Origin of the sequence: Lentzea xerophila (assembly GCF_051094245.1) — a bacterium.
GTDB lineage: Bacteria > Actinomycetota > Actinomycetes > Mycobacteriales > Pseudonocardiaceae > Lentzea > Lentzea xerophila.
On the sequence record NZ_CP194934.1, the window covers coordinates 934,569 to 954,698 of the forward strand.

Genomic DNA, 20,130 nt, shown 5'->3' on the forward strand with positions numbered 1-20,130 from the left:
GCAAGGAGCAGTCGTGATCGACGAGACCCTCCTCGACGCCGAGGAGAAGATGGAAAAGGCGGTTTCGGTGGCGAAGGAGAACCTCGCCTCCGTTCGGACCGGTCGTGCGACTCCCTCGATGTTCAACCGCATCCACGTCGACTACTACGGCTCGCTCACGCCGCTGAACCAGATGGCCAGCATCACGGTTCCGGAAGCGCGCATGGCGGTCGTGAAGCCGTACGACGCGAGCCAGCTGAACGCGATCGAGAAGGCGATCCGGGACTCCGACCTGGGTGTCAACCCGAGCAACGACGGTTCGATCATCCGTATCGTCATCCCGCAGCTCTCCGAGGAGCGCCGCCGGGACATGGTGAAGGTCGCGAAGCAGAAGGGCGAGGACGCGCGCGTCTCCGTCCGCGGTGTCCGCCGCAAGGCGAAGGAAGAGATCGACAAGCTCGTCAAGGACGGCGACGTCGGCGAGGACGACGGCGCGCGTGGTGAGAAGGAGCTCGACGCTCTCACCCACAAGTACACCGCGCAGGTCGACGAGCTCGTGAAGCACAAGGAAGCCGAGCTCCTCGAAGTCTGATGTCACTGATGGTTCGCCCGGCCGAGTCGCGGCAGGCGTGATGGCCCTGGCCGGGCGGAGGTCGTGATGGGAGCACAGGTGGCAGGCGGTCCCGCGGACGTGCCCGCGTCGAAGCCGTCGCGCGCGGGACGTGACCTGCGGGCGGCGATCCTGGTCGGCGTCGGGCTCGGCGCGGTGATCATCGCGTCGCTGCTGACGGTCAAGGAGACCTTCATCGGCATCGTCGCGGCCGCTGTGGCCGTGTCGACGTGGGAGATCGCCAGTGCCTTCCGCAAGGCCGGCATCAACGTCGCCCTGTGGCCCGCGTTGATCGGCGGCCAGGCGATCCTCTGGCTGTCCTGGCCGCTGGAGCGCGCCGGCATGATGACCGCGTTCGTGGTCACGGTGCTGGTGTGCATGATCTGGCGGTTCCGGGGCGGCTCGGACGGCTACCTGCGCGACCTCAGCGCGTCGGTGTTCACCATCGCGTACGTGCCGTTGTTCGCGGCGTTCGCGGCCATGCTCGTAGTTCCCGACGACGGCGTCGGCCGCGTGTTCGCGTTCATCGTCGGGGTGGTGCTGTCCGACGTCGGCGGTTACGCGGCCGGTGTCTTCCTCGGCAAGCACCCGATGGCGCCGACGATCAGCCCGAAGAAGTCCTGGGAGGGCTTCGCCGGCTCGCTGGCCGCCGGTGTGGTCGGTGGCGCGATCACGGTGACGACGCTGCTCGACGGCCAGTGGTGGCAGGGCGCGCTCTTCGGCGCCGCGCTCGTCGTCACGGCCACGGCGGGCGACCTGGTCGAGTCGCTGATCAAGCGCGACCTCGGCATCAAGGACATGGGCACGCTGCTGCCCGGCCACGGCGGCCTGATGGACCGGATGGACTCGCTGCTCCCGTCCGCCGTCGCCTCCTGGCTCCTGCTGCACCTCTTCGTCCCGCCGGCCCTCTGACGCGCTAGTCGTCGAACGGGTCGTCCACTTCGGTGCGCGGCTCGGCCTCGATCACGCGCGAGGCGTCGATCACGGAGAAGGCCACTCCCGCGTGGTCCTCCACCACGGTGATGCGCCCGAACGGGGTGTCGTAGGGCTCGACGGTCACCCGCCCGCCGAGCTCCAGCACCCGGTACGCCACGGAGTCGATGCCGATCTCGGGCGCGGCGTTGAAGTACACCATCCAGTGGGAGCGCTCTCCGTACGGGAACTCGCGGCCCATCTTCTGGCGGCCGATGACCTCCGTGCCGTCGACGGACCAGGAGGCGTAGTCGAGGCGGTGGCCGTCGCCGATCTGCGTGATGTCGTAGTGGCACAGTTCGCCGAAGAACTCGTCGGCCGCCGCGCCGTCACGGGTGTTGAGCTCGGCCCACGCGTAGGCGCCGTGCCCGCCCGTGCCGAACCGCCAGTCCGGCGGCACGTGCCGGAACCCGACGACGGCTCCGGTCGGGTCCGCGATCACCGTGCTCTGCGTGTGGTCGGCGGCGTCCTCGGGGTTGCGCAGCACGGATCCGCCGAGGTGAAAGGCCTTTTCGGCGGTGGCGCGCGCGTGCGGCGTGACCAGGTACAACCGCCATGCCTCTGGGGCACCCTGCGGAAGCCCGGCGACGGGAACGCCGTCCACCATCGCCACCGTGTAGCCGGCGTCGTCGGCGTAGTGCCAGCCGAACAGACCGGTGTAGAACTCGATCGCGCCTTTGAGGTCGTCGACGGTTCTTTCTACCCAGCACGGACTTCCGGATAGCAACGGCGCGAGCTGGGGCGTGTTGGGTGCGATCGACACGGCCGCCTCCTGCAGGGGAGAGATGCGATCACGCTACGCGGTGAATGCCCGAATTCGAACGGTCGCCCGCAAATCGAGGCCCTACAGTGTCTTCGTGAGGGGATTCGTACGGGCGGCGCTGAACGCGGTGCGTCCGGCAGATGTCGTGCCAAGTCCGAACATCTGGCATTGGCCTGATGTTTACGAGGTCGAGAACCGCGCGCAGGACGTTCACGGCGCGATTTGGGCGGAGCTGAGCGAAGAATGTCCGTTTGACGGCCAGGACGTGGTGGACATCGGCTGCGGCGACGGATTTCACCTGCCACTCTTCGCCGGGACAGCGAAGTCCGTCACGGGCGTGGAACCGCATCCACCTCTCGTCGTGCGGGCAAAGCAGCGGGTGGCCTCGTTGCCGAACGTGCGCGTCGTTTCCGGTCCCGCGCAACGGTTGCCGCTCGACGACACCTCCGCCGATCTGGTGCACGCCCGCACGGCCTATTTCTTCGGACCGGGTTGTGAACCGGGGCTGCGCGAGGCGGATCGGGTGCTGCGGCCGGGTGGTGCGTTGGCGATCGTCGATCTGGACGGCCTCGCCGCACCGTACGGGCCCTGGCTGCTCGCCGACGAGCCGCGCTACGACCCCGCGGCGGTCGAGAAGTTCTTCGCGGACAACGGGTTCTCGCTCCGGCGGGTCACCGCGGAGTGGCGGTTCGAGAAGCGTGAGGACCTGGAGGCGGTGCTGCGCATCGAGTTCTCGGCCAAGGTGGCCGAACGCGCGATCGCGTCCGTCAACGGCTTGAGCTTCCCGGTCGGCTATCGGCTGCATGTGCGACGCAAGCCGACGGGGCTGATCGTGTGATCCGGCACTAGGCTCAGGTTCGTGGAGAAGCGAATCGCAGGCAGGTTGAACCGCCAGGTCGGCGTCGTGGGACTGGGCTGCTGGCAGCTCGGCGCCGACTGGGGCGAGGTGGACGAGAGCGACGCGCTCGCGTTGCTGCACGCCGCCGCCGACACCGGTGTCGACTTCTTCGACACCGCTGACGTCTACGGCGACGGTCGCAGCGAGACGCTCGTCGGGCGGTTTCTGAAGGAGCGCAAGGACGACGGTGTGTTCGTCGCCACGAAGATGGGGCGGCGGCTGCCGGCGCAGACCACGGAGGGGTACAACCGGGAGAACTTCCTCGCGTGGAACGACCGGAGCCGCCGCAATCTGGGTGTCGACACGTTGGACCTCGTGCAGCTGCACTGCCCGCCCACGGCCGTGTACAGCAGTGACGAGGTGTACGACACCTTGGACGAAATGGTCGAGCAGCAACGGATCGCTGCTTATGGTGTGTCGGTGGAGAAGGTCGAGGAGGCGCTGGAGGCGATCAGGCGTCCGCACGTGGCCAGCGTGCAGATCATCCTGAACGCGTTCCGGCTCAAGCCTCTCGAGGAGGTGCTGCCCAAGGCGGCCGAGGCCGGGGTCGCGATCATCGCGCGGGTGCCGCTCGCGTCCGGGCTGTTGACCGGGAAGTACGACAGGGCAACGACTTTCGGTGCGGACGATCACCGCAACTACAACCGCAACGGTGAGGCCTTCGACGTCGGCGAGACCTTCTCCGGGGTGCCCTACGAGGTCGGTCTGGAGGCCGTGGAACGCCTCCGGCCGCTGGTGCCCGAGGGTGCCACGATGGCGCAGTTCGCGCTCAGGTGGATCGTGGACCAGGCCGGTGTCACGGTGGTGATTCCCGGTGCTCGCAACGTGGAGCAGGCGCGGGCCAACGCACAGGCGGCCTCGCTCGAACCGGTGGACGCCAAGGCCGTCGCGGCGGTGTACGACGAGCTGATCCGGCCGCACGTGCACGACCGGTGGTAGGTCACTCCTCGGCGAGGATGGCGTAGAGCTTGCGCCGCAGGTCGTTGTAGAGCTCGATCGCGCGAACCTTCTGCTCGGGCGTGCCCGCGTGGGAGATCTGCTCCATCGCGCTGCCCAGCAGCCGGACCGCCGACCGCAGCTCGCCGTCGGCCGGGTCGAGCTGGAACTCGATGTCGCGCCAGGGCGGGGCCGTGTGCTCCGTCCTGCCGTGCTCGGTGAGGTCGAACAGCTTCTTGCCTCCCTCTTCCTCCGCGGAGACGAGGCCTTCGCCGGCGAGCATCTGCAGCGTCGGGTAGACCGAGCCGGGGCTCGGGCTCCACACGCCGCCGGTGCGCCTGGCGATCTCCTGGATGATCTCGTAGCCGTGCATCGGCCGTTCTGCCAGCAAGGACAGCACGGCCGCCCGGACGTTGCCGCGCCTCTGGCGGCCGCCCCTGCCACCGCCCCCGAAGGGTCCGTGGCGATGCCTGTGGTGGTGGTTCCTGTGGTGTGGTCGCATCATCATGTCGTTAACGATATATCGGAACCTATCGCGATGCAACGGTCTTGTGTTGCTGAAGTTCGTGGGACACTAGATGTGCTATGACCTCGCTTCCCCTTGTCTTCGACGCGCCCAAGCGCGGCCTGCCGCCGCGCCACCTGGTCGACCTCTCGCCCGTGCAACGCGCTGAAGCCGTTGCCGCGCTGGGTGAGAAGCCGTTCCGGGCCAAGCAGCTGTCGAACCACTACTTCAGCCGCCTGACCGTCGACCCGGCCGAGATGACCGACATCCCGGCCACCACGCGCGACAAGCTGGTCGCCGACCTGATGCCGCCGCTGTTCACGGTCGTGCGCAAGGTCACCACCGACGAGGGCACGACCGCGAAGACCCTGTTGCGCGCGCACGACGGCACGCTCATCGAGTCGGTGCTGATGCGCTATCCGGACCGCGCGACGCTGTGCATCTCGTCACAGGCCGGCTGCGGCATGGCGTGCCCGTTCTGCGCGACCGGTCAGGGCGGCCTGCAGCGCAACCTGTCGACTGCGGAGATCGTGGACCAGGTGCGTCTGGGTGCCGCGGCGATGCGCGACGGCGACCTGCCCGGTGGCCCCGGCCGGTTGTCGAACATCGTCTTCATGGGCATGGGTGAGCCGCTCGCGAACTACAAGCGGATCATCGAGGCCGTGCACCGCATCTGCGATCCGGCGCCGGACGGCCTCGGCATCTCGCAGCGCCACGTGACGGTGTCGACGGTCGGCCTGGTGCCGGCGATCAGGAAGCTGACCGAGGAGAACCTCCAGGTCCGCCTCGCCGTGTCGCTGCACACGCCGGACGACGAGTTGCGCGACACGCTGGTGCCGGTGAACACCCGGTGGAACGTCGCCGAGGTGCTGGAGGCCGCGCGCGGGTACGCGGACAAGACCGGCCGGCGGGTGTCGATCGAGTACGCGCTGATCCGGGACATCAACGACCAGGGCTGGCGTGCCGATCTGCTCGGCAAGAAGCTGCGCAAGTACCTCGGGCAGCTCGTGCACGTGAACCTGATCCCGCTGAACCCGACGCCGGGCAGCAAGTGGGACGCGTCGCCGAAGCCGGTGGAGCGCGAGTTCGTGCGGCGGGTCCGGGAGCAGGGTGTCGAGTGCACCGTCCGGGACACGCGGGGTCAGGAGATCGCGGCCGCCTGCGGTCAGCTGGCTGCCGAAGGCTGACCGGAGCCCCCGCCCGGACCCGAGCGGGGGCCGATCCGTCAGGAGAGGCGCCAGTTCTGGTTGGTGCCACCCGTGCACGTCCAGATGACGAGCCGGGTGCCGTCGGCCGACGAGCCGCCGGACGCGTCCAGGCACTTGCCGGACTGCGGGTTGCGCAACGTGGTGCCGGAGACGGTCCACACCTGCGCCCCGGTGCCGTTGCAGCCCCAGAGCTGGACGACGGTGCCGTCAGCGGTACCGGACGAGGCCACGTCCATGCACTTTCCCAAGGCGCGCAACGTGTCCCCGGAACGTGACCACTGCTGGGCGCCGGTGCCGTTGCAGCCCCACAGCTGGATCACGGTGCCGTCCGCGGTGCCGGAGTTGCTGACGTCGACGCACTTCCCGCCGATGCCGACGATCGCGCCGGAGCCGGAGGCGATCAGGTACTGGCTGCGTGCCACGTTCCAGTGCGTCGCCAGGTAGGAGCCCGCCGGAGGGTTGGTGTGGAAGTAGTCGTCGCCGCCGCAGTCGATCTGGTTCTCGGGCGCTCCGGGACAGACGTTCATCAGGCCGCCGGGCGGGTTCGGGATGCCGCCGTCGTCGTAACACATGATGTCCTGGTCGTCCCAGCAGTGGCCGTGGGCTGAGGCGTGCGGCGCCGAACGCTGTACGGCGCCCAGCGTGTGCAGCAGCTCGTGGGCACTCGCCTGCCACGACCAGCAGCCCGTACCCACCGCGGCGTAGGAAGGTCCCGAGTTGTAGCCGTTGTCGGCGCCCGGACGGTCGTCGCCCGGCGCGCCCCACGCGAGGCCGCAGCCGCCGGAGTCGTGCCAGAACAGGTACTTGCGGTCCGTGCGGTTGTAGCCGCGGGCCGACAGCTGGTCCGCGATGGCGGAGGGCGAGGACATGGCCGACTGCGGGATGACAACGTTGTCGACCTTCGCGCGACAGTCGGGCTGCGTCACGAAGCGCACGTGCCGGACGCCGCCGCCCAGGCGTGCGGCCGCCTCGACGAACGTGTTGTCGATCTGGTCGGCGAACGACTGGAACTGGCCCACGAGCTGCGGATACCGGTCCGCGGACTGGTCGCCGCGCACGTAGACGGCCTGGACGCGCTTGCCGCTCACGCCGTCGCCGTCGCACACGACGGACTGGATCGAGACGGCGGGAGAAGGCTGCCGGAACTCGTCCGGCAGGTCGTCCACGATGGGGCTGAGCAGGGATAACGCCGCTATCAACACGCCAAAGGACATGAGAGGACCGCCTTCACAAGCGATGGCAGGGGAAGCGGTCTAGACCATCTCAAACGGTAGCGAACCCCACACGCACTGTCAGCGGACAGAACCGGACAGGAAAGAGGCGAGGGTCATCGCGTGACACCCGCGGACTCCAGCGGTTCCGCGTTGTCGAACGTCTCGCGCGCCTCGGCGACCGACTCGTAGTTCCGCTCTGCCCACGACCGCAGCGCGGCCAGCGGCTCGGTGACACTACGGCCGAGTTCGGTCAGCTTGTACTCGACGCGCAACGGCACCGAGGGGTAGACCGTGCGCGTGAGGAGCCCGTCGCGCTCCAATGTGCGCAACGTCTGGGTGAGCATCTTCTGGCTGATGCCTTCCAATCGGCGCTTGAGCTCACCGAACCGCTTGGGTCCGTCCTCGAGGCCACCGATCACCAGCGCCGTCCACTTCGACGCGACCATGTCCAGCAGGTCGCGGCACGGGCACATCTTGAGGTAAACGTCCCTGATCACGGGTGGTTTCTACCAGGTACCAGCATGCCGATCGGTGCCTGGCCGCTCAGAAACACGCCTGCCCTGGGTGAGACGGGTCTCACCCAGGGCAGGCGGTGTGCTCGAAGCCGGCTAGCGGCGCCAGGACGTCTTGCGCCGGGCGGCGTCCCACAGCAGCAGCGCGATGATCGTGACACCGGAGGCGATCAGCCAGATGTCCTCGGTCAGGCCGTGGTGGTTGCCGATCAGCATCAGGAAGCAGAAGATGGCGGAGAGCCAGCCGGCGATGCGGGTGCCCTTGGGCAGCGTGCCGTGCCAGCCCCACTCGTGCGACGGCTCCTCGTGAGGGTCGACGGCAGGACGCTTGTCCAGTTCCGAGGACGAAGCCACGGTTTCCTCCACTGCTCATCCGGATTACCCGGTCATCGTCGCACATGTGAGTGAGCACGGATGTGTGAGGTCACGCGCGTACGACTTACCGGCCTGGTCGTGCGGCGTCTACGCTCAGCGCGGCCCCACCCGTTCGACCTCGAAGGCGCCTCGACTTGACCGGCTTCTCCCCAGCTGAGGCCTCCACCCCGGACACGTTCGCCCCCGTCGAGATCGGTCTCCACGGCGTGCGCAAGCGCTTCTCCGACCAGGTGGCGGTCGACGGCATCTCGCTCGACGTCCACGAGGGCGAGTTCTTCTCGGTGCTCGGCCCGTCCGGCTGCGGCAAGACCACGGTCCTGCGGATGATCGCCGGGTTCGTCGACCCCGACGAGGGCCGCATCGAGCTCGACGGCAACGACATGGTGGGCGTTCCTCCCTATCGGAGGGATGTCAACACCGTCTTCCAGTCGTACGCGCTCTTTCCGCACATGTCGGTGTGGGACAACGTCGCCTACGGCCTGAAGCGCAAGAAGGTGCGCGGCGACGAGCTGAAGGAACGCGTCGGCGAGCACCTCGAACTCGTGCGGCTGTCGCAGTTCGCCAAGCGCAGGCCCGCGCAGCTGTCCGGTGGTCAGCAGCAGCGCGTCGCCATCGCCCGTGCGCTCGCGGCCGGTCCACAGCTGCTCCTGCTCGACGAACCGCTCGGCGCGCTCGACGCCAAGCTCCGCAAGGAGCTGCAGATCGAGCTGATGCGCATCCAGCGCGAGGTCGGCACGACGTTCCTCTACGTCACGCACGACCAGGAAGAGGCGCTGGTCCTCTCGCACCGGATCGCCGTGATGAACGCGGGCAGGATCGAGCAGGTCGGTTACCCGGAGGACGTCTACGAGCGTCCCGCGACCCGGTTCGTCGCCGGGTTCATCGGCACGTCCAACATCCTCGACGCCGAAGTGTCCGGTGTGGACGGTGGGCTGGTGTCGCTGAAGGCGCCGGGCGCCACCAACCTGCGCGCGAAGTTCTCCGGCAGCGTCAGCCACGGCCGGAAGGTCGCCGCGACCGTGCGTCCGGAGAAGGTGCACCTGTTCAACGAGACCGCCGAGCCGCCGACGGGCTGGTGCGTGCTCCAGGGCGTGGTTCACGACGTCGTCTACACGGGTGTGTCCACCCAGTTCGTGGTCGACACGCCGGGTGGCGAACTGGTGGCGTTCGTGCAGAACGCCCAGCGCATCGACGACGCGGGCGCGCCCGGCCAGCCGGTGCGGATGGCGTGGGACCCGGAGTTCACCGTGCTGCTGGAATCCTCGAATGGCTGAGCAGGTCCGGATCGCCCAGCTGTGGGACGTCGACAGCCCGCGGGTGACCCGGCGCACGATGCTGGGGTCGATGGCGTTCTTCGCGCTCGCCGCGTGCGCCGTCGGTCCGGCGCCCACGAACACCGGCGGGCCGAGCGCCGGCAAGGCCACGAACCTCGCGGACGAGCCGAAGCTCAACTTCTACAACTGGACCGACTACATCGCGCCGGAGACGTTGCCGGGCTTCACCTCCATCAGCGGCATCGAGGTGACATACGACAACTTCTCCACCAACGACGAGATGGAAGCCAAGATCGCCTCGGGCCAGGCGGGCTACGACCTGGTCGTGCCGAGCGACAACTTCCTGCGCCGCTTCCTGAGGTCCGGCCTGCTGCAGCCGCTGGACCACGACGCGATCCCGAACCTGCGCAACCTGGAACAGCGGTTCGCCGAGGCCGAGTACGACCCCGGGAACCGGTACTCCGTGCCGTGGGCGTGGGGCACAACGGGTCTGGCGTACTCGAGGTCGCAGATCGGCGGCGAGGTCACCGGCTTCGACGCGTTCGACCTGCCGAACGCCCAGGGCCGCAGCTCGATCCTCGACGAGGCCCGCGACGGCATGGCGATCGGCCTGCTCAAGCTCGGCCACGACCCGAACACCACCGACGCGAAGCAGATCGACGACGCGGCGAACTTCCTGCTGTCGTTGAAGAAGAAGCTCGGGCAGATCACCTCCGACGTGATCGAACCGCTGACCTCGGGCCAGGTGCGGCTGGCGCAGGCGTACTCCGGTGACGCGTTCCAGGCGCGCGAGACCAACGAGGACGTCGGTTACGCCATCCCGGCCGAAGGTGGACTGTCCTATGTGGACCTTCTGGTCATCCCGAAGGACGCGCCGCACGCCGGGAACGCGCACCGGTTCATCGACTACGTCCTGGGCGCGGAGGCGGGCGCGGCGCTGTCCAACGCCGTCCGGTACGGCAGCCCCAACGCCGCCGCGAAGCCGTTGATCGACAAGGAGCTGCTGAACGACCCGGCGGTCTACCCGCCGGACGAACAGCTGGCGAAGCTCCCGTTCACCAAGGACCTCGGCGACGACGCCGAGGCGAGGTACGCCGACGCCTGGACGAAGGTCAAGACCGGCTGACCGGGAAGCGCTTCAGCCCCCGGATCACCACCGAGTCGCGGAACGTCACGGGTCCGGTCTGCCGCAGGTCCGGCATCCGGCGGGCCAGCGCGCGGAACGCCACCTCGCCCTCCATGCGGGCGAGCGTCGCGCCCAGGCAGTAGTGGATGCCGCTGGAGAACGCGAGGTGCTCCGGCTTGTGCACGCGCATCACGTCGAACTTGTGCGGCTCCGGGTAGACCTCCGGGTCGCGGTTCGCCGCGCCGATGAGCAGCGTCACGACGTCGTCCTTGCCGATCCGGTGGACCTGCTCGTGCGCGATCCGGCTGGTCATCTGCACCGGCGGGTCCCACCGCAGCGTCTCCTCGACCACCGCGGACGCGAGTTCCGGGTTGGCCTTGAAGAGCTGCCACTGCGCCGGGTGGTCGAGCAGTGCGCGGGTGCCGTTGCCGATCAGGTTCACCGTGGTCTCGAAGCCCGCGACCAGCAGCAACAGCAGCGTGTCGCGCATCTCCTCCGTGGTGAGCTTCTGCTCGGCCTCGGCGGCGACCAGGGAACTGATCACGTCGTCACCGGGCGTCCGGCGGCGTTGCGCGATGAGCCGGTCGAACAGTTCGAGCACCTTGTCGTTGGCCTTGGCCATCTCCGGCGTGACGCCGGTGTCGATCGACGCGGCGACGAGCGCGCCGTAGTCGGCGAACTCGGCCGTGTCGGCGTCCGGGATGCCCAGCAGGTCGCTGATCACCGAGATCGGCAGCGGCGCCGCGAAGTCCTCGATCAGGTCGAACTCGTCGCGGTCCAGCAGCGCGTCGGCGATCTTCTCGACGCGCGCCCGGTACTCGGCGATCTTCTTCGGGCTGAACGCCGGCGTCGCGAGCCTGCGCAGCCGGGTGTGGTCGGGCGGATCGAGCTCCAGGAACGACTCGGACAGCAGGCTGCCGTTGGCCGGATAGCTGCCGTCGGCCAACCGGACGCCGAACCGCCGGTCGCGCAGGATCGTGTTGGCCACCGGGTGGCTCGTCGTGAACCAGAGGCCATCGCCACCGGTCAGCGGCCCGAGTGCGCGCAGCCGCTCGTAGATCGGATGCGGGTCTTCATGTCCGGTCAGTTGCTCCAACATCACTTACCCCCTCGAACACCGTGGTCAGCACGAACCGGGGAGCGTCCAGCGGCGCGAGACGGCCGTCGCTGATGGCCTCCCAGGCGTTGAAGAGCCCGGCGTAGAGGGTGTGCAGGATCCACCACGCGGGCAGGTCACGGCGCAGTCTGGTGCCCTGCAGCCGGGTGATCAGGTCGAGCACGGGCCGGTCCATCTCGCGGATCCGGGCCGCCAGTTCCTCGTCCCGCTCGAGGTTCGGGAACCGGAGCAGGAACTCCACCCGCGGGCCGAGCGTGACCAGTCGCGTCACCAGGTCCTCAAGCGCGTCGTCGCCGTCGAAGTCCACCTGGCACGACACGGAGTCGATCAGGTCCAGAGCGTCGTTCGCGACCGCGCGGACCAGGTCCGTGCGGGTGGGGTAGCGCTTGTGGAGTGTGGTCCTGCCGACACCTGCGGCTCTCGCGACGTCACCGAGGGACGCGGTCGGGTCCTTGAGCAGCACCGACGTCGCCGTCTGCAACAGGTGAACACTCATGTTCACAACGGTACAGCAATGTTCACGCTGGGACGGGTGGCAAGATGCTCGCTCGTGCTTCGACGCTGGCTTAAGGCCAACGCCCTCCTCGCCCCGACCGGGATCTGGCTCGGGATCTTCCTGATCGCGCCGCTCGTCGTGGTGGTGGAGTTCAGCTTCGCGACGCGCAACACCGGTGTCGCCCGCGCGGTGCTGCCGTGGACGACCCAGGCCTACCTGACGGCGCTGGACCCGGCGTTCCTGCCGATCTTCGGGCGGACCCTGGTCTACGCCGTCGCCACCACGGCCGCGTGCCTGCTGCTCGGGTTTCCGCTGGCGTGGTTCATCGCGCGCTACGGCGGGCGGTACCGGACGGCCCTGCTGGCGGCGGTGCTGATCCCGTTCTGGTCGAGCTACCTCGCGCGGATCTACGCGTGGAAGGCGCTGCTGGACGGCGAAGGGCTGGTCAACACCGTGCTCGGCTGGGTCGGGCTGGACCGTGACGGCGGTTTCCTGCTCACGCACGGAGCGGTGGTCCTCGGTCTGACGTACGGCTTCCTGCCGTTCATGGTGCTGCCGCTGTACGTGGCGTGCGAGCGGTTCGACATCCGGCTGATGGAAGCGTCGTACGACCTCGGGCACGGGCGCGTGTCGACGTTCTTCCGCGTGGTCCTGCCGGGGGTGATGAGCGGTGTGCTGGCCGGGTCGCTGCTGGTCCTGGTGCCCGCGGCCGGTGACTTCGTGACGCCGAAGCTGCTCGGCGGTGTCGAGCAGTCGACGTTCGGATCCGTGATCGACGACCAGTTCCGCGGCGGCAACAACTGGCCGCTGGGGTCGGCGATGGCGGTGCTGCTGCTCGTGCTGGTGGTGTTCGTGCTCGCACTGCGCGGGCGGCGTGGGGAGGACGTGCTGTGAACCGTCGTCCGTGGGCACTCGGCGCTGTCGTGGCCCTGGTCTTCTTCTTCCTGTACGCACCGATCGCGTGGCTGGCCATCGCGTCGTTCAACTCGTCACGGTCGTTGTCGCGCATCAGCGGGTTCTCGCTGCAGTGGTACGAGGAACTGGCTGACGACACGAGGGTCTTCGACTCGTTGCAGCTGACCCTGCAGCTCGCCGTGTCGTCCGCGGTGATCTCGACGGTGATCGGAACGCTGGCGGCGTTCGGGCTGCGGCGGGCGTTCCCCGGTCGTGGGTTGTGGACGGTGCTGCTGTCGCTGCCGCTCGTGGTGCCCGAGGTCGTCATGGGTGTGGCGATGCTGGGTTTCTTCGTGAAGCTCGCCGGGATCCCGCTCGGGTTCGGGGCGTTGCTGTTCGCGCACGTGGCGTTCTCGCTGAGCTTCGTGGTCGTCGTGGTGCGGTCGCGGGTGTCCGGGATGGACGCCAGGATGGAGGAGGCCGCCGCGGACCTCGGGGCGTCGCCTCTCGTCGCCTTCCGGACCGTGACGCTGCCGCTGGTGGCACCCGCGGTGGCGGCAGGGGCGGCGTTCGCGTTCCTGCTGTCCTTCGACGACGTGGTCATCTCGTCGTACCTGACCGGGGTCGGGTCGACGACGCTGCCGGTGTTCGTCTACGCGCAGGCGTCCAAGCGCGGGATCTCGCCGGAGATCGTGGCGCTGTCGACGTTGATGGTGACGGCGACGGCGCTGCTGTTGATCATCGGGGTGCTCGTCGCTTCCTGGAGGGGCAGTGCTCATTCACGAGTAACCAGTACATGAGCGGTGTACGCCACGGAGGGAAGCGCTGGCGCGCGGACTGGCGTAGCCGCGTTGCGCTGGCCGGGTAGTTGACTTTCGTCGCGCGAATTCGATGTAGTCAACTTTCGTCGCGCCAATTCGATACTCCAGCGTGCCGCGCGAACATGGGACGTCTCGTAGCTTGAAACCGTGATGACTGCTGTGCGGACCAGGTCCGAGGCGTTCCGCGCCGACGTCCTGGCCCGGTTCCGAGCACTGACCCCGGTGCGGCTCGTCGGCGATCTGGTCGTCCTGGTCGCCGTGGTCCTGCTCGACCTGTGGCCGGGTCCGTGGGCGGAGACGAAGGCGTCGGGGTGGACGCTGGCCGCGTACTTCGCCGTGTACGTCGTGCTGTTCCCGCTGCGGCACGCGCTGCCGGCGACGGCGATGATCGGTGGCGCGGCCATCCCGTTCGTCGGACCCGGTTTGATGGTCGTGCTGAGCTACACGGCGGGCCGCCGGCTCGAGTCGTGGGTCAAGGCCGTCGTGTCGACCACGATCACGTTCGTCGTGGTGGTGGTCCTGTGGGACTGGGACGTGTGGCCGCTCGACATCGAACCCGTCTACGGGATGCTGATCCTGGTCACGATCTTCGGCGTGGGCGTGGCGCTGCCGTTCCTCGTCGGGCGGTACCTGGCGCAGCGCGAGGCGCTCGTGCAGGCCATGCAGGACCGCGAGGAACGGATGCGCGGCGAGCACAGGATGCTGTCGAGGCAGGTCCGCCTACGTGAACGCAGCCGCATCGCCCAGGACATGCACGACAGCCTCGGCCACCGGCTCTCGCTGATCTCGGTGCACGCCGGTGCGCTGGCGCTGGACCCGTCGCTGGGGGACAAGCAGCGCGAGGCGATCGGGGTGCTGCGCTCGGCGGCGCTGACCGGCATGGGGGAGCTGCGGGCCATCATCGGCGTGCTGCGAGCGGAGGACGGTCCCGACGACGACCCGGCGACACGGACCGCGGAGTCCATCGACTCGTTGGTGAGCGACGCGCGCAAGGCCGGTGTTCTGGTCAGTTTGGTCCGCGGTGGCCAGGCGCACCCGTTGCCGTCGCGTGTCTCTCACGCGGCCTATCGCGTCGCACAGGAGGGACTGACCAACGCCGCCAAGCACGCGCCGGGCGCGGCGGTGCAGGTGACGGTGAAGTACGAGCCGGACGCGCTGGTCGTGGAGGTGCGCAACAACCCGTCGCGCAACGGTTCGCCGGGTGGCGCGCCCGGTGTCGGGCTGATCGGGCTGACCGAACGCGTGCGCGTGGCCGGCGGGATCCTGCACGTCGGCGCGTTGCCGTCGGGAGGCTTCCGGATCGCGGCCGTGCTGCCGTACGAGGAGACGGCGCTGCCGGACGAGCCCGAGGCCGAGCAGGACGAGGCGGAGTCGCCGCGGGGGATCCGCAAGTGGGCGGGCGTCGGCTCGATCGCGGGCGCGTCGCTCGTGCTGAGCGTGATCATCGGCGGCTTCAGCTACCTCGGCACGCAGCCGGTGACCGACGTGGTGTCGCAGGAGAACCTCGACCGGATCCAGGAGGGCCAGCCGGAGTCCGAGGTGCTGAAGCTGCTGCCGGCCGGTGACGAACCGCTGGTCGCCGACGGTGAACGCAAGTCACAGGCCTCACCCGAACCGCCGGGCGCGCGCTGCGTCTACCACATCACCGACGAGCAGTCGTACCTCGCGAAGGGCACCAGGGTGGTGCGTTTCTGCTTCCGAGACGGCAAGCTGGTCGAGAAGAAGATCCACGTGCAGAGGACTGGTTCATGATCCGGGTGCTCATCGCCGACGACGAGCCGCTGATGAGGGCGGGCATCAAGGCCATCCTCGGTACCGCCGACGACATCGAGCTCGTCGCGGAGGCGGGCGACGGCCGCGAGGCGGTGCAGATAGTGCGAGAGCGCCGCGTCGACGTGGCGGTGCTCGACATCCGCATGCCGCGGATGGACGGCCTGGCCTGCGCCAAGGAGCTGCGGGTCGTCGCGCCGTCCGTGCGGGTCGTGATGCTGACGACGTTCGGCGAGGACGACAACATCGTGCGGGCCTTGTCCGACGGGGCCGCCGGGTTCCTGTTGAAGGACTCCGCGCCCGAAGAGCTGCTGCGGGCCGTGCGCGCGGTGCACAACGGCGAGGCCTACCTGTCGCCGATGGTCACGTCCCGCGTGGTCGGCATGGTGGCGACGTCCGGGCAGCCGAAGCGGCAGGAGGCGCAGAAGGCCGTCGAGGGGCTGACCGAGCGCGAGGTCGAGGTGCTGGCGCTGCTCGGGCAGGGCATGTCGAACGCGGACGTCGGCGCGAAGCTGCACATGTCCGAGGCGACGGTGAAGACGTACGTGTCGAGACTGCTGGCCAAGCTGGGGCTCACGAACCGGGTGCAGGCCGCTCTGCTGGCCCGTGACGCGGGCATCGCGACCTGATTCCGGGGACGCGGAAAGACGAAGGACCGTTCGGGTGTCACCCGAACGGTCCCAAATGTCTGTGCGGCTAAGCGTGGCTTCGCTTGCCCGTCACGAGGCGGTAGATCCCTAGCAGGACCAGCGATCCGACGATGGCCAGCAGCCACGTCCGCAGATCGAAGAACGAGCCGAGATCGGTCCCGAAGAGCGCGGAGCCGATGAATCCGCCGAGGATCGCACCAACGATGCCGAGCAGCATCGTGATGATGAAACCACCGGGGTCGTTACCAGGCATGATTGCCTTGGCGATGGCACCGGCCAGCAGCCCGAGCACGATCCATCCGAGGATGCCCACGGAGAGTCTCCTTCCATCCGCTTGTCGCGAACGGAATGCCCTCGAACCGGCGACTTCACACCTCCAAAACCACTCCGTTATCAAAGTAACGGGCTGTGCCGGGCTCTCAGGCACTCTCCGGAACAATGAGGGGCGATGAGTACTCCACGCACTGTCCTGATCCTGGGATCGACCGGCTCCATCGGCACCCAGGCGCTCGACGTCATCCGCCGCAACCGCGACCGCTTCCGGGTCGTCGGGCTGGGCGCGGGTGGACGTCAGCTGGACCTGCTCAAGAAGCAGGCAGCAGAGTTCGACGTACCCGTCGTCGCCGTGGCGAACGGCGCCGACGTGCCCGGCGTCAGGACGCTGACCAGCATGGTCGACCTGATCGATGCCGCCCCCGCCGACGTCGTCCTCAACGGCATGGACGGGTCCAGGGGGCTCGAGCCGTCGCTCAGGGCGCTGGAGACCGGCGCCGTGCTCGCGCTCGCGAACAAGGAGTCGCTCATCGCGGGCGGGCCACTCGTGCTGAAGGCGGCCAAGCCCGACCAGATCGTGCCGGTCGACTCCGAGCACTCGGCGCTCGCGCAGTGCCTGCGCGGCGGGGCTCCGCACGAGGTGCACAAGCTGGTGCTCACGGCGTCCGGCGGGCCGTTCCGCGGCAGGACCCGCAAGGACCTCGAGGACATCACCGTCGCGCAGGCGATGGCGCATCCGACCTGGTCGATGGGCCAGGTCGTCACGATCAACTCGGCGAACCTCGTCAACAAGGGCCTGGAGCTGATCGAGGCGCACCTGCTGTTCGGGGTCCCGTACGACCGCGTCGACGTGGTGGTGCACCCGCAGTCGATCATTCACTCGATGGTGACCTTCACGGACGGCTCCACGCTCGCGCAGGCGTCGCCTCCCGACATGCGGCTGCCGATCTCACTCGGGCTGGGATGGCCCGACCGCGTGGCGGGTGCGGCCCCCGCCTGTACCTTTGACACCGCCACCTCGTGGACGTTCGAACCCGTGGACAGCGTCACGTTCCCGGCGGTCGAGCTCGCGCGGCAGGCGGGCACCGCTGGTGGATGCCTGCCCGCGATCTACAACGCCGCGAACGAGGAGGCACTCGCCTCCTTCGTCGCCGGTACCACGTCGTTCCTGTCGATCGTGGACACCATCGGCCAGGTTCTCGGCGAGGCGAACGACTGGCACTCCGACCCCGCGGACGTCGCGGAGGTCCTGGCCGCCGAGGACTGGGCACGCGCACGTGCCCGCGAGCTGGTTGGAAGGAACTGAACTTCTCGTGAGCACATTCATCAACATCCTCGGGGTGCTGTTGTTCGCGTTGGGCATCGCGGTGTCCATCGCGCTGCACGAGTTCGGACACCTGCTGACCGCGAAGGCCTTCGGCATGAAGGTCACCCGCTACTTCATCGGCTTCGGCCCGAAGCTCTTCTCGTTCCGCAAGGGCGAGACCGAGTACGGCCTGAAGGCCATCCCGGCCGGCGGCTTCTGCGAGATCACCGGCATGACGGCGCTGGAGGAGGTGCATCCGGACGACCGGAAGCGCGCCTTCTACAACCACAAGGTGTGGAAGCGCGTCGTCGTGCTGTCCGCCGGCTCGATCACGCACTTCATCCTCGGCTTCATCATCCTGCTGATCCTCGCGATGTCGTTCGGCCTGCCGAACAACAAGGACCTGCCGGTCCTCGCCGAGATCACGCCGTGCGTCCAGGACCACACCGTCGGCTTCGACGCGCCGTGCGCACCGGGTGCCCCGGCGCCGGCCAAGGACGGGGGCCTGCAGGCGGGCGACGAGGTCACGGCCATCGCCGGCAAGCCGATCTCGACCTGGTCGGAGATGCTCACGCTCACCCGTGAGCTCAGCGGCCCGACCGAGTTCAAGGTGCTGCGCGACGGCAAAGAGGTCGCTCTCACGGTGAACGTGCCGAAGGTCACCCGCGAGGTGCTCGACGGCAAGGGCGGCCGCGAGGTCAAGGAGGTCGGCGCCATCGGCGTCACCTGGCAGCGGAACTTCGAGTACAGCCCGCTCGCCGCGGTCCCGGCCTCCATCGCGTTCACCGGCGACATGTTCGTGAACACCTGGAAGGGCCTCATGCGCTTCCCGGAGCGCATCCCGGCCGTGGTCAAGGCCATCGGCGGCGGCGAGCGCGACCTCGACACCCCGATCTCCGTCGTCGGTGCGTCCCGCCTGGGCGGTGACGCCGCCGAACTCGGTCTGTGGTCGTTCTTCATCCTCATGCTGGCGGGCCTGAACTTCTTCGTCGGTGTGTTCAACCTGCTGCCGTTGCTCCCGCTTGACGGTGGTCACATCGCCGTCAACCTCTACGAACGGGTGCGAGACTGGGTGAGGAAGCTGCGCGGGAAGCCCGCCGGCGCCCCGGTCGACTACATGCGCCTGCTGCCCCTCACCTACGTGGTCATCTTCATCGGCGGCGCCATCACGCTGCTGACCGTGACCGCCGACATCGTCAACCCGATCAGGTTGCAATAGTGATCCACGGAAAGGTGCACAACCCATGAGTGACGGCGTGATGCTCGGAATGCCGGCACTGCCGCCGCCGGTGCTGTCGGAACGTCGCAAGACCAGGCAGCTGATGGTCGGCAACGTCGGTGTCGGCAGCGAGTTCCCCGTCTCCGTCCAGTCGATGACGACGACCCTCACGTCGGACGTCAACGCGACGCTGCAGCAGATCGCGGAGCTCACCGCGGCCGGCTGCGACATCGTCCGGGTCGCCTGCCCCTCGCAGGACGACGCGGACGCACTCCCGGCGATCGCCAGGAAGTCGCAGATCCCGGTGATCGCCGACATTCACTTCCAGCCGAAGTACGTCTTCGCCGCGATCGAGGCCGGGTGCGCCGCGGTCCGGGTCAACCCGGGCAACATCCGCAAGTTCGACGACCAGGTGAAGGAGATCGCGGCCGCCGCTCGCGATCACGGCACGCCGATCCGCATCGGCGTCAACGCCGGGTCCCTGGACCCGCGCCTGCTGGCCAAGTACGGCAAGGCGACCCCGGAGGCCCTGGCCGAGTCGGCGATGTGGGAGGCCTCGCTCTTCGCGGAGCACGACTTCCACGACATCAAGATCTCCGTCAAGCACAACGACCCGGTGGTCATGGTGCGGGCGTACGAACTGCTGGCCGAGCAGTGCGACTACCCGCTGCACCTGGGCGTCACGGAGGCCGGCCCCGCCTTCCAGGGCACCATCAAGTCGGCCGTGGCGTTCGGCGCGCTGCTGCGCCAGGGCATCGGCGACACGATCCGCGTGTCGCTGTCCGCCCCGCCGGTCGAGGAGATCAAGGTCGGCCACCAGATCCTGCAGTCCCTGAACCTGCGCCCGCGCAAGCTCGAGATCGTGTCCTGCCCGTCCTGCGGCCGCGCCCAGGTTGACGTGTACACGCTCGCCGAGCAGGTCACGGCCGGTCTGGAGGGCATGGAGGTGCCGCTGCGCGTCGCGGTCATGGGCTGCGTCGTGAACGGTCCCGGTGAGGCCCGCGAGGCCGACCTGGGCGTCGCGAGCGGCAACGGCAAGGGCCAGATCTTCGTGAAGGGCAAGGTCATCAAGACCGTCCCCGAGCACGCGATCGTGGAGACCCTCATCGAAGAGGCGATGCGCCTCGCCGAGGAGATGGAGCCCGTCGAAGGCGGCACCCCGGCCGTCACCGTCGGCTGAGCCGACACGCGGGGGCCCTGCGTTTCCTCAGA

At 68.6% G+C, this 20,130-nt stretch carries 22 protein-coding genes; 14 read left to right on the plus strand and 8 right to left on the minus strand.

The annotated features are described in order from the left end of the window. Positions 1-13: 13 nt before the first annotated feature. Together frr and ACRSBM_RS04650 are read left to right on the plus strand one after the other, a co-directional pair. On the plus strand, positions 14-571 hold the full coding sequence (frr, locus tag ACRSBM_RS04645; protein WP_434440063.1) for a ribosome recycling factor: 558 nt from the start codon (positions 14-16) through the stop codon (positions 569-571). Positions 572-637: 66 nt separating this feature from the next. After that, complete coding sequence (locus ACRSBM_RS04650) at positions 638-1,501, plus strand: phosphatidate cytidylyltransferase (protein WP_434440065.1); 864 nt, start codon at positions 638-640, stop codon at positions 1,499-1,501. A gap of 4 nt (positions 1,502-1,505) precedes the next feature. Here ACRSBM_RS04650 and ACRSBM_RS04655 read toward each other — a convergent pair whose 3' ends face one another. Continuing rightward, on the minus strand, positions 1,506-2,324 hold the full coding sequence (locus ACRSBM_RS04655) for a VOC family protein (protein WP_434440066.1): 819 nt from the start codon (positions 2,322-2,324) through the stop codon (positions 1,506-1,508). On the opposite strand from ACRSBM_RS04655, the gene ACRSBM_RS04660 reads away from it, so the two are divergent. Both ACRSBM_RS04660 and ACRSBM_RS04665 read left to right on the plus strand, forming a co-directional pair. Then, positions 2,308-3,162 (plus strand): class I SAM-dependent methyltransferase, encoded by an 855-nt coding sequence (locus tag ACRSBM_RS04660; protein WP_434440067.1) that lies wholly within the window; start codon positions 2,308-2,310, stop codon positions 3,160-3,162. The two genes, ACRSBM_RS04655 and ACRSBM_RS04660, sit on opposite strands and share 17 nt — an antisense overlap. 21 nt (positions 3,163-3,183) lie before the next feature. Next, the gene (locus ACRSBM_RS04665) at positions 3,184-4,161 is read left to right on the plus strand and encodes an aldo/keto reductase (RefSeq protein ID WP_434440068.1); all 978 of its coding nucleotides are present in this window, start codon (positions 3,184-3,186) and stop codon (positions 4,159-4,161) included. Between the two features lies 1 nt (position 4,162). Here the strand turns inward: ACRSBM_RS04665 and ACRSBM_RS04670 are convergent, their stop codons facing one another. Beyond that, a complete protein-coding gene (locus ACRSBM_RS04670) occupies positions 4,163-4,558 on the minus strand; it encodes a PadR family transcriptional regulator (protein ID WP_434440070.1) in 396 nt (131 codons plus the stop codon). 185 nt (positions 4,559-4,743) lie between these two features. Between ACRSBM_RS04670 and rlmN the strand changes: the two genes are divergently transcribed. Further along, positions 4,744-5,850: a 23S rRNA (adenine(2503)-C(2))-methyltransferase RlmN gene (gene rlmN, locus ACRSBM_RS04675; RefSeq protein WP_434440072.1), complete on the plus strand. Its 1,107-nt coding sequence runs from the start codon at positions 4,744-4,746 to the stop codon at positions 5,848-5,850. Between the two features lie 38 nt (positions 5,851-5,888). Here the strand turns inward: rlmN and ACRSBM_RS04680 are convergent, their stop codons facing one another. The 3 genes from ACRSBM_RS04680 to ACRSBM_RS04690 all read right to left on the minus strand — a co-directional run bounded on the left by ACRSBM_RS04680 (position 5,889) and on the right by ACRSBM_RS04690 (position 7,951). Beyond that, the gene (locus tag ACRSBM_RS04680) at positions 5,889-7,085 is read right to left on the minus strand and encodes an RICIN domain-containing protein (RefSeq protein ID WP_434440074.1); all 1,197 of its coding nucleotides are present in this window, start codon (positions 7,083-7,085) and stop codon (positions 5,889-5,891) included. 113 nt (positions 7,086-7,198) lie between these two features. After that, on the minus strand, positions 7,199-7,558 hold the full coding sequence (locus ACRSBM_RS04685) for a winged helix-turn-helix transcriptional regulator (protein ID WP_434452963.1): 360 nt from the start codon (positions 7,556-7,558) through the stop codon (positions 7,199-7,201). A 135-nt stretch (positions 7,559-7,693) separates the two neighbouring features. Further along, positions 7,694-7,951, minus strand: a complete 258-nt coding sequence (locus ACRSBM_RS04690) for a DUF2631 domain-containing protein (protein WP_434440076.1) — start codon at positions 7,949-7,951, stop codon at positions 7,694-7,696. Positions 7,952-8,106: 155 nt separating this feature from the next. On the opposite strand from ACRSBM_RS04690, the gene ACRSBM_RS04695 reads away from it, so the two are divergent. Together ACRSBM_RS04695 and ACRSBM_RS04700 are read left to right on the plus strand one after the other, a co-directional pair. Continuing rightward, positions 8,107-9,246 carry an ABC transporter ATP-binding protein gene (locus ACRSBM_RS04695; RefSeq protein ID WP_434440077.1) on the plus strand — a complete coding sequence of 380 codons (1,140 nt, stop codon included), beginning with the start codon at positions 8,107-8,109 and terminating at the stop codon, positions 9,244-9,246. Further along, complete coding sequence (locus tag ACRSBM_RS04700) at positions 9,239-10,372, plus strand: ABC transporter substrate-binding protein (protein ID WP_434440079.1); 1,134 nt, start codon at positions 9,239-9,241, stop codon at positions 10,370-10,372. The genes ACRSBM_RS04695 and ACRSBM_RS04700 overlap by 8 nt, the downstream gene beginning before the upstream one ends. Here the strand turns inward: ACRSBM_RS04700 and ACRSBM_RS04705 are convergent. Both ACRSBM_RS04705 and ACRSBM_RS04710 read right to left on the minus strand, forming a co-directional pair. After that, positions 10,359-11,471 (minus strand): cytochrome P450, encoded by a 1,113-nt coding sequence (locus tag ACRSBM_RS04705; RefSeq protein ID WP_434440080.1) that lies wholly within the window; start codon positions 11,469-11,471, stop codon positions 10,359-10,361. The two genes, ACRSBM_RS04700 and ACRSBM_RS04705, sit on opposite strands and share 14 nt — an antisense overlap. Next, complete coding sequence (locus ACRSBM_RS04710; protein ID WP_434440082.1) at positions 11,446-11,985, minus strand: TetR/AcrR family transcriptional regulator; 540 nt, start codon at positions 11,983-11,985, stop codon at positions 11,446-11,448. The genes ACRSBM_RS04705 and ACRSBM_RS04710 overlap by 26 nt, the downstream gene beginning before the upstream one ends. A gap of 54 nt (positions 11,986-12,039) precedes the next feature. On the opposite strand from ACRSBM_RS04710, the gene ACRSBM_RS04715 reads away from it, so the two are divergent. From ACRSBM_RS04715 to ACRSBM_RS04730, 4 genes are all read left to right on the plus strand, one after another. Next, complete coding sequence (locus ACRSBM_RS04715; RefSeq protein WP_434440084.1) at positions 12,040-12,879, plus strand: ABC transporter permease; 840 nt, start codon at positions 12,040-12,042, stop codon at positions 12,877-12,879. Continuing rightward, positions 12,876-13,679: an ABC transporter permease gene (locus ACRSBM_RS04720; RefSeq protein WP_434440086.1), complete on the plus strand. Its 804-nt coding sequence runs from the start codon at positions 12,876-12,878 to the stop codon at positions 13,677-13,679. The genes ACRSBM_RS04715 and ACRSBM_RS04720 overlap by 4 nt, the downstream gene beginning before the upstream one ends. A gap of 171 nt (positions 13,680-13,850) precedes the next feature. Then, positions 13,851-15,452 (plus strand): sensor histidine kinase, encoded by a 1,602-nt coding sequence (locus ACRSBM_RS04725; protein WP_434440088.1) that lies wholly within the window; start codon positions 13,851-13,853, stop codon positions 15,450-15,452. Next, positions 15,449-16,099: a response regulator gene (locus ACRSBM_RS04730; protein WP_434440090.1), complete on the plus strand. Its 651-nt coding sequence runs from the start codon at positions 15,449-15,451 to the stop codon at positions 16,097-16,099. Before ACRSBM_RS04725 ends, ACRSBM_RS04730 begins: the two co-directional genes overlap by 4 nt. A gap of 67 nt (positions 16,100-16,166) precedes the next feature. Here ACRSBM_RS04730 and ACRSBM_RS04735 read toward each other — a convergent pair whose 3' ends face one another. Beyond that, positions 16,167-16,433, minus strand: coding sequence for a GlsB/YeaQ/YmgE family stress response membrane protein (locus ACRSBM_RS04735; protein ID WP_434440091.1), 267 nt, complete (start codon positions 16,431-16,433; stop codon positions 16,167-16,169). 135 nt (positions 16,434-16,568) lie between these two features. Here ACRSBM_RS04735 and dxr point away from each other — a divergent pair, with 135 nt between their 5' ends. The 3 genes from dxr to ispG are packed head-to-tail and all read left to right on the plus strand — an operon-like array spanning position 16,569 to position 20,098. Further along, positions 16,569-17,699: a 1-deoxy-D-xylulose-5-phosphate reductoisomerase gene (gene dxr / locus ACRSBM_RS04740; RefSeq protein WP_434440092.1), complete on the plus strand. Its 1,131-nt coding sequence runs from the start codon at positions 16,569-16,571 to the stop codon at positions 17,697-17,699. 7 nt (positions 17,700-17,706) lie between these two features. Further along, positions 17,707-18,918, plus strand: a complete 1,212-nt coding sequence (locus ACRSBM_RS04745) for a M50 family metallopeptidase (protein WP_434440093.1) — start codon at positions 17,707-17,709, stop codon at positions 18,916-18,918. A gap of 49 nt (positions 18,919-18,967) precedes the next feature. Continuing rightward, complete coding sequence (ispG, locus tag ACRSBM_RS04750) at positions 18,968-20,098, plus strand: flavodoxin-dependent (E)-4-hydroxy-3-methylbut-2-enyl-diphosphate synthase (protein ID WP_434452965.1); 1,131 nt, start codon at positions 18,968-18,970, stop codon at positions 20,096-20,098. The last annotated feature ends 32 nt before the right edge of the window (positions 20,099-20,130 follow it).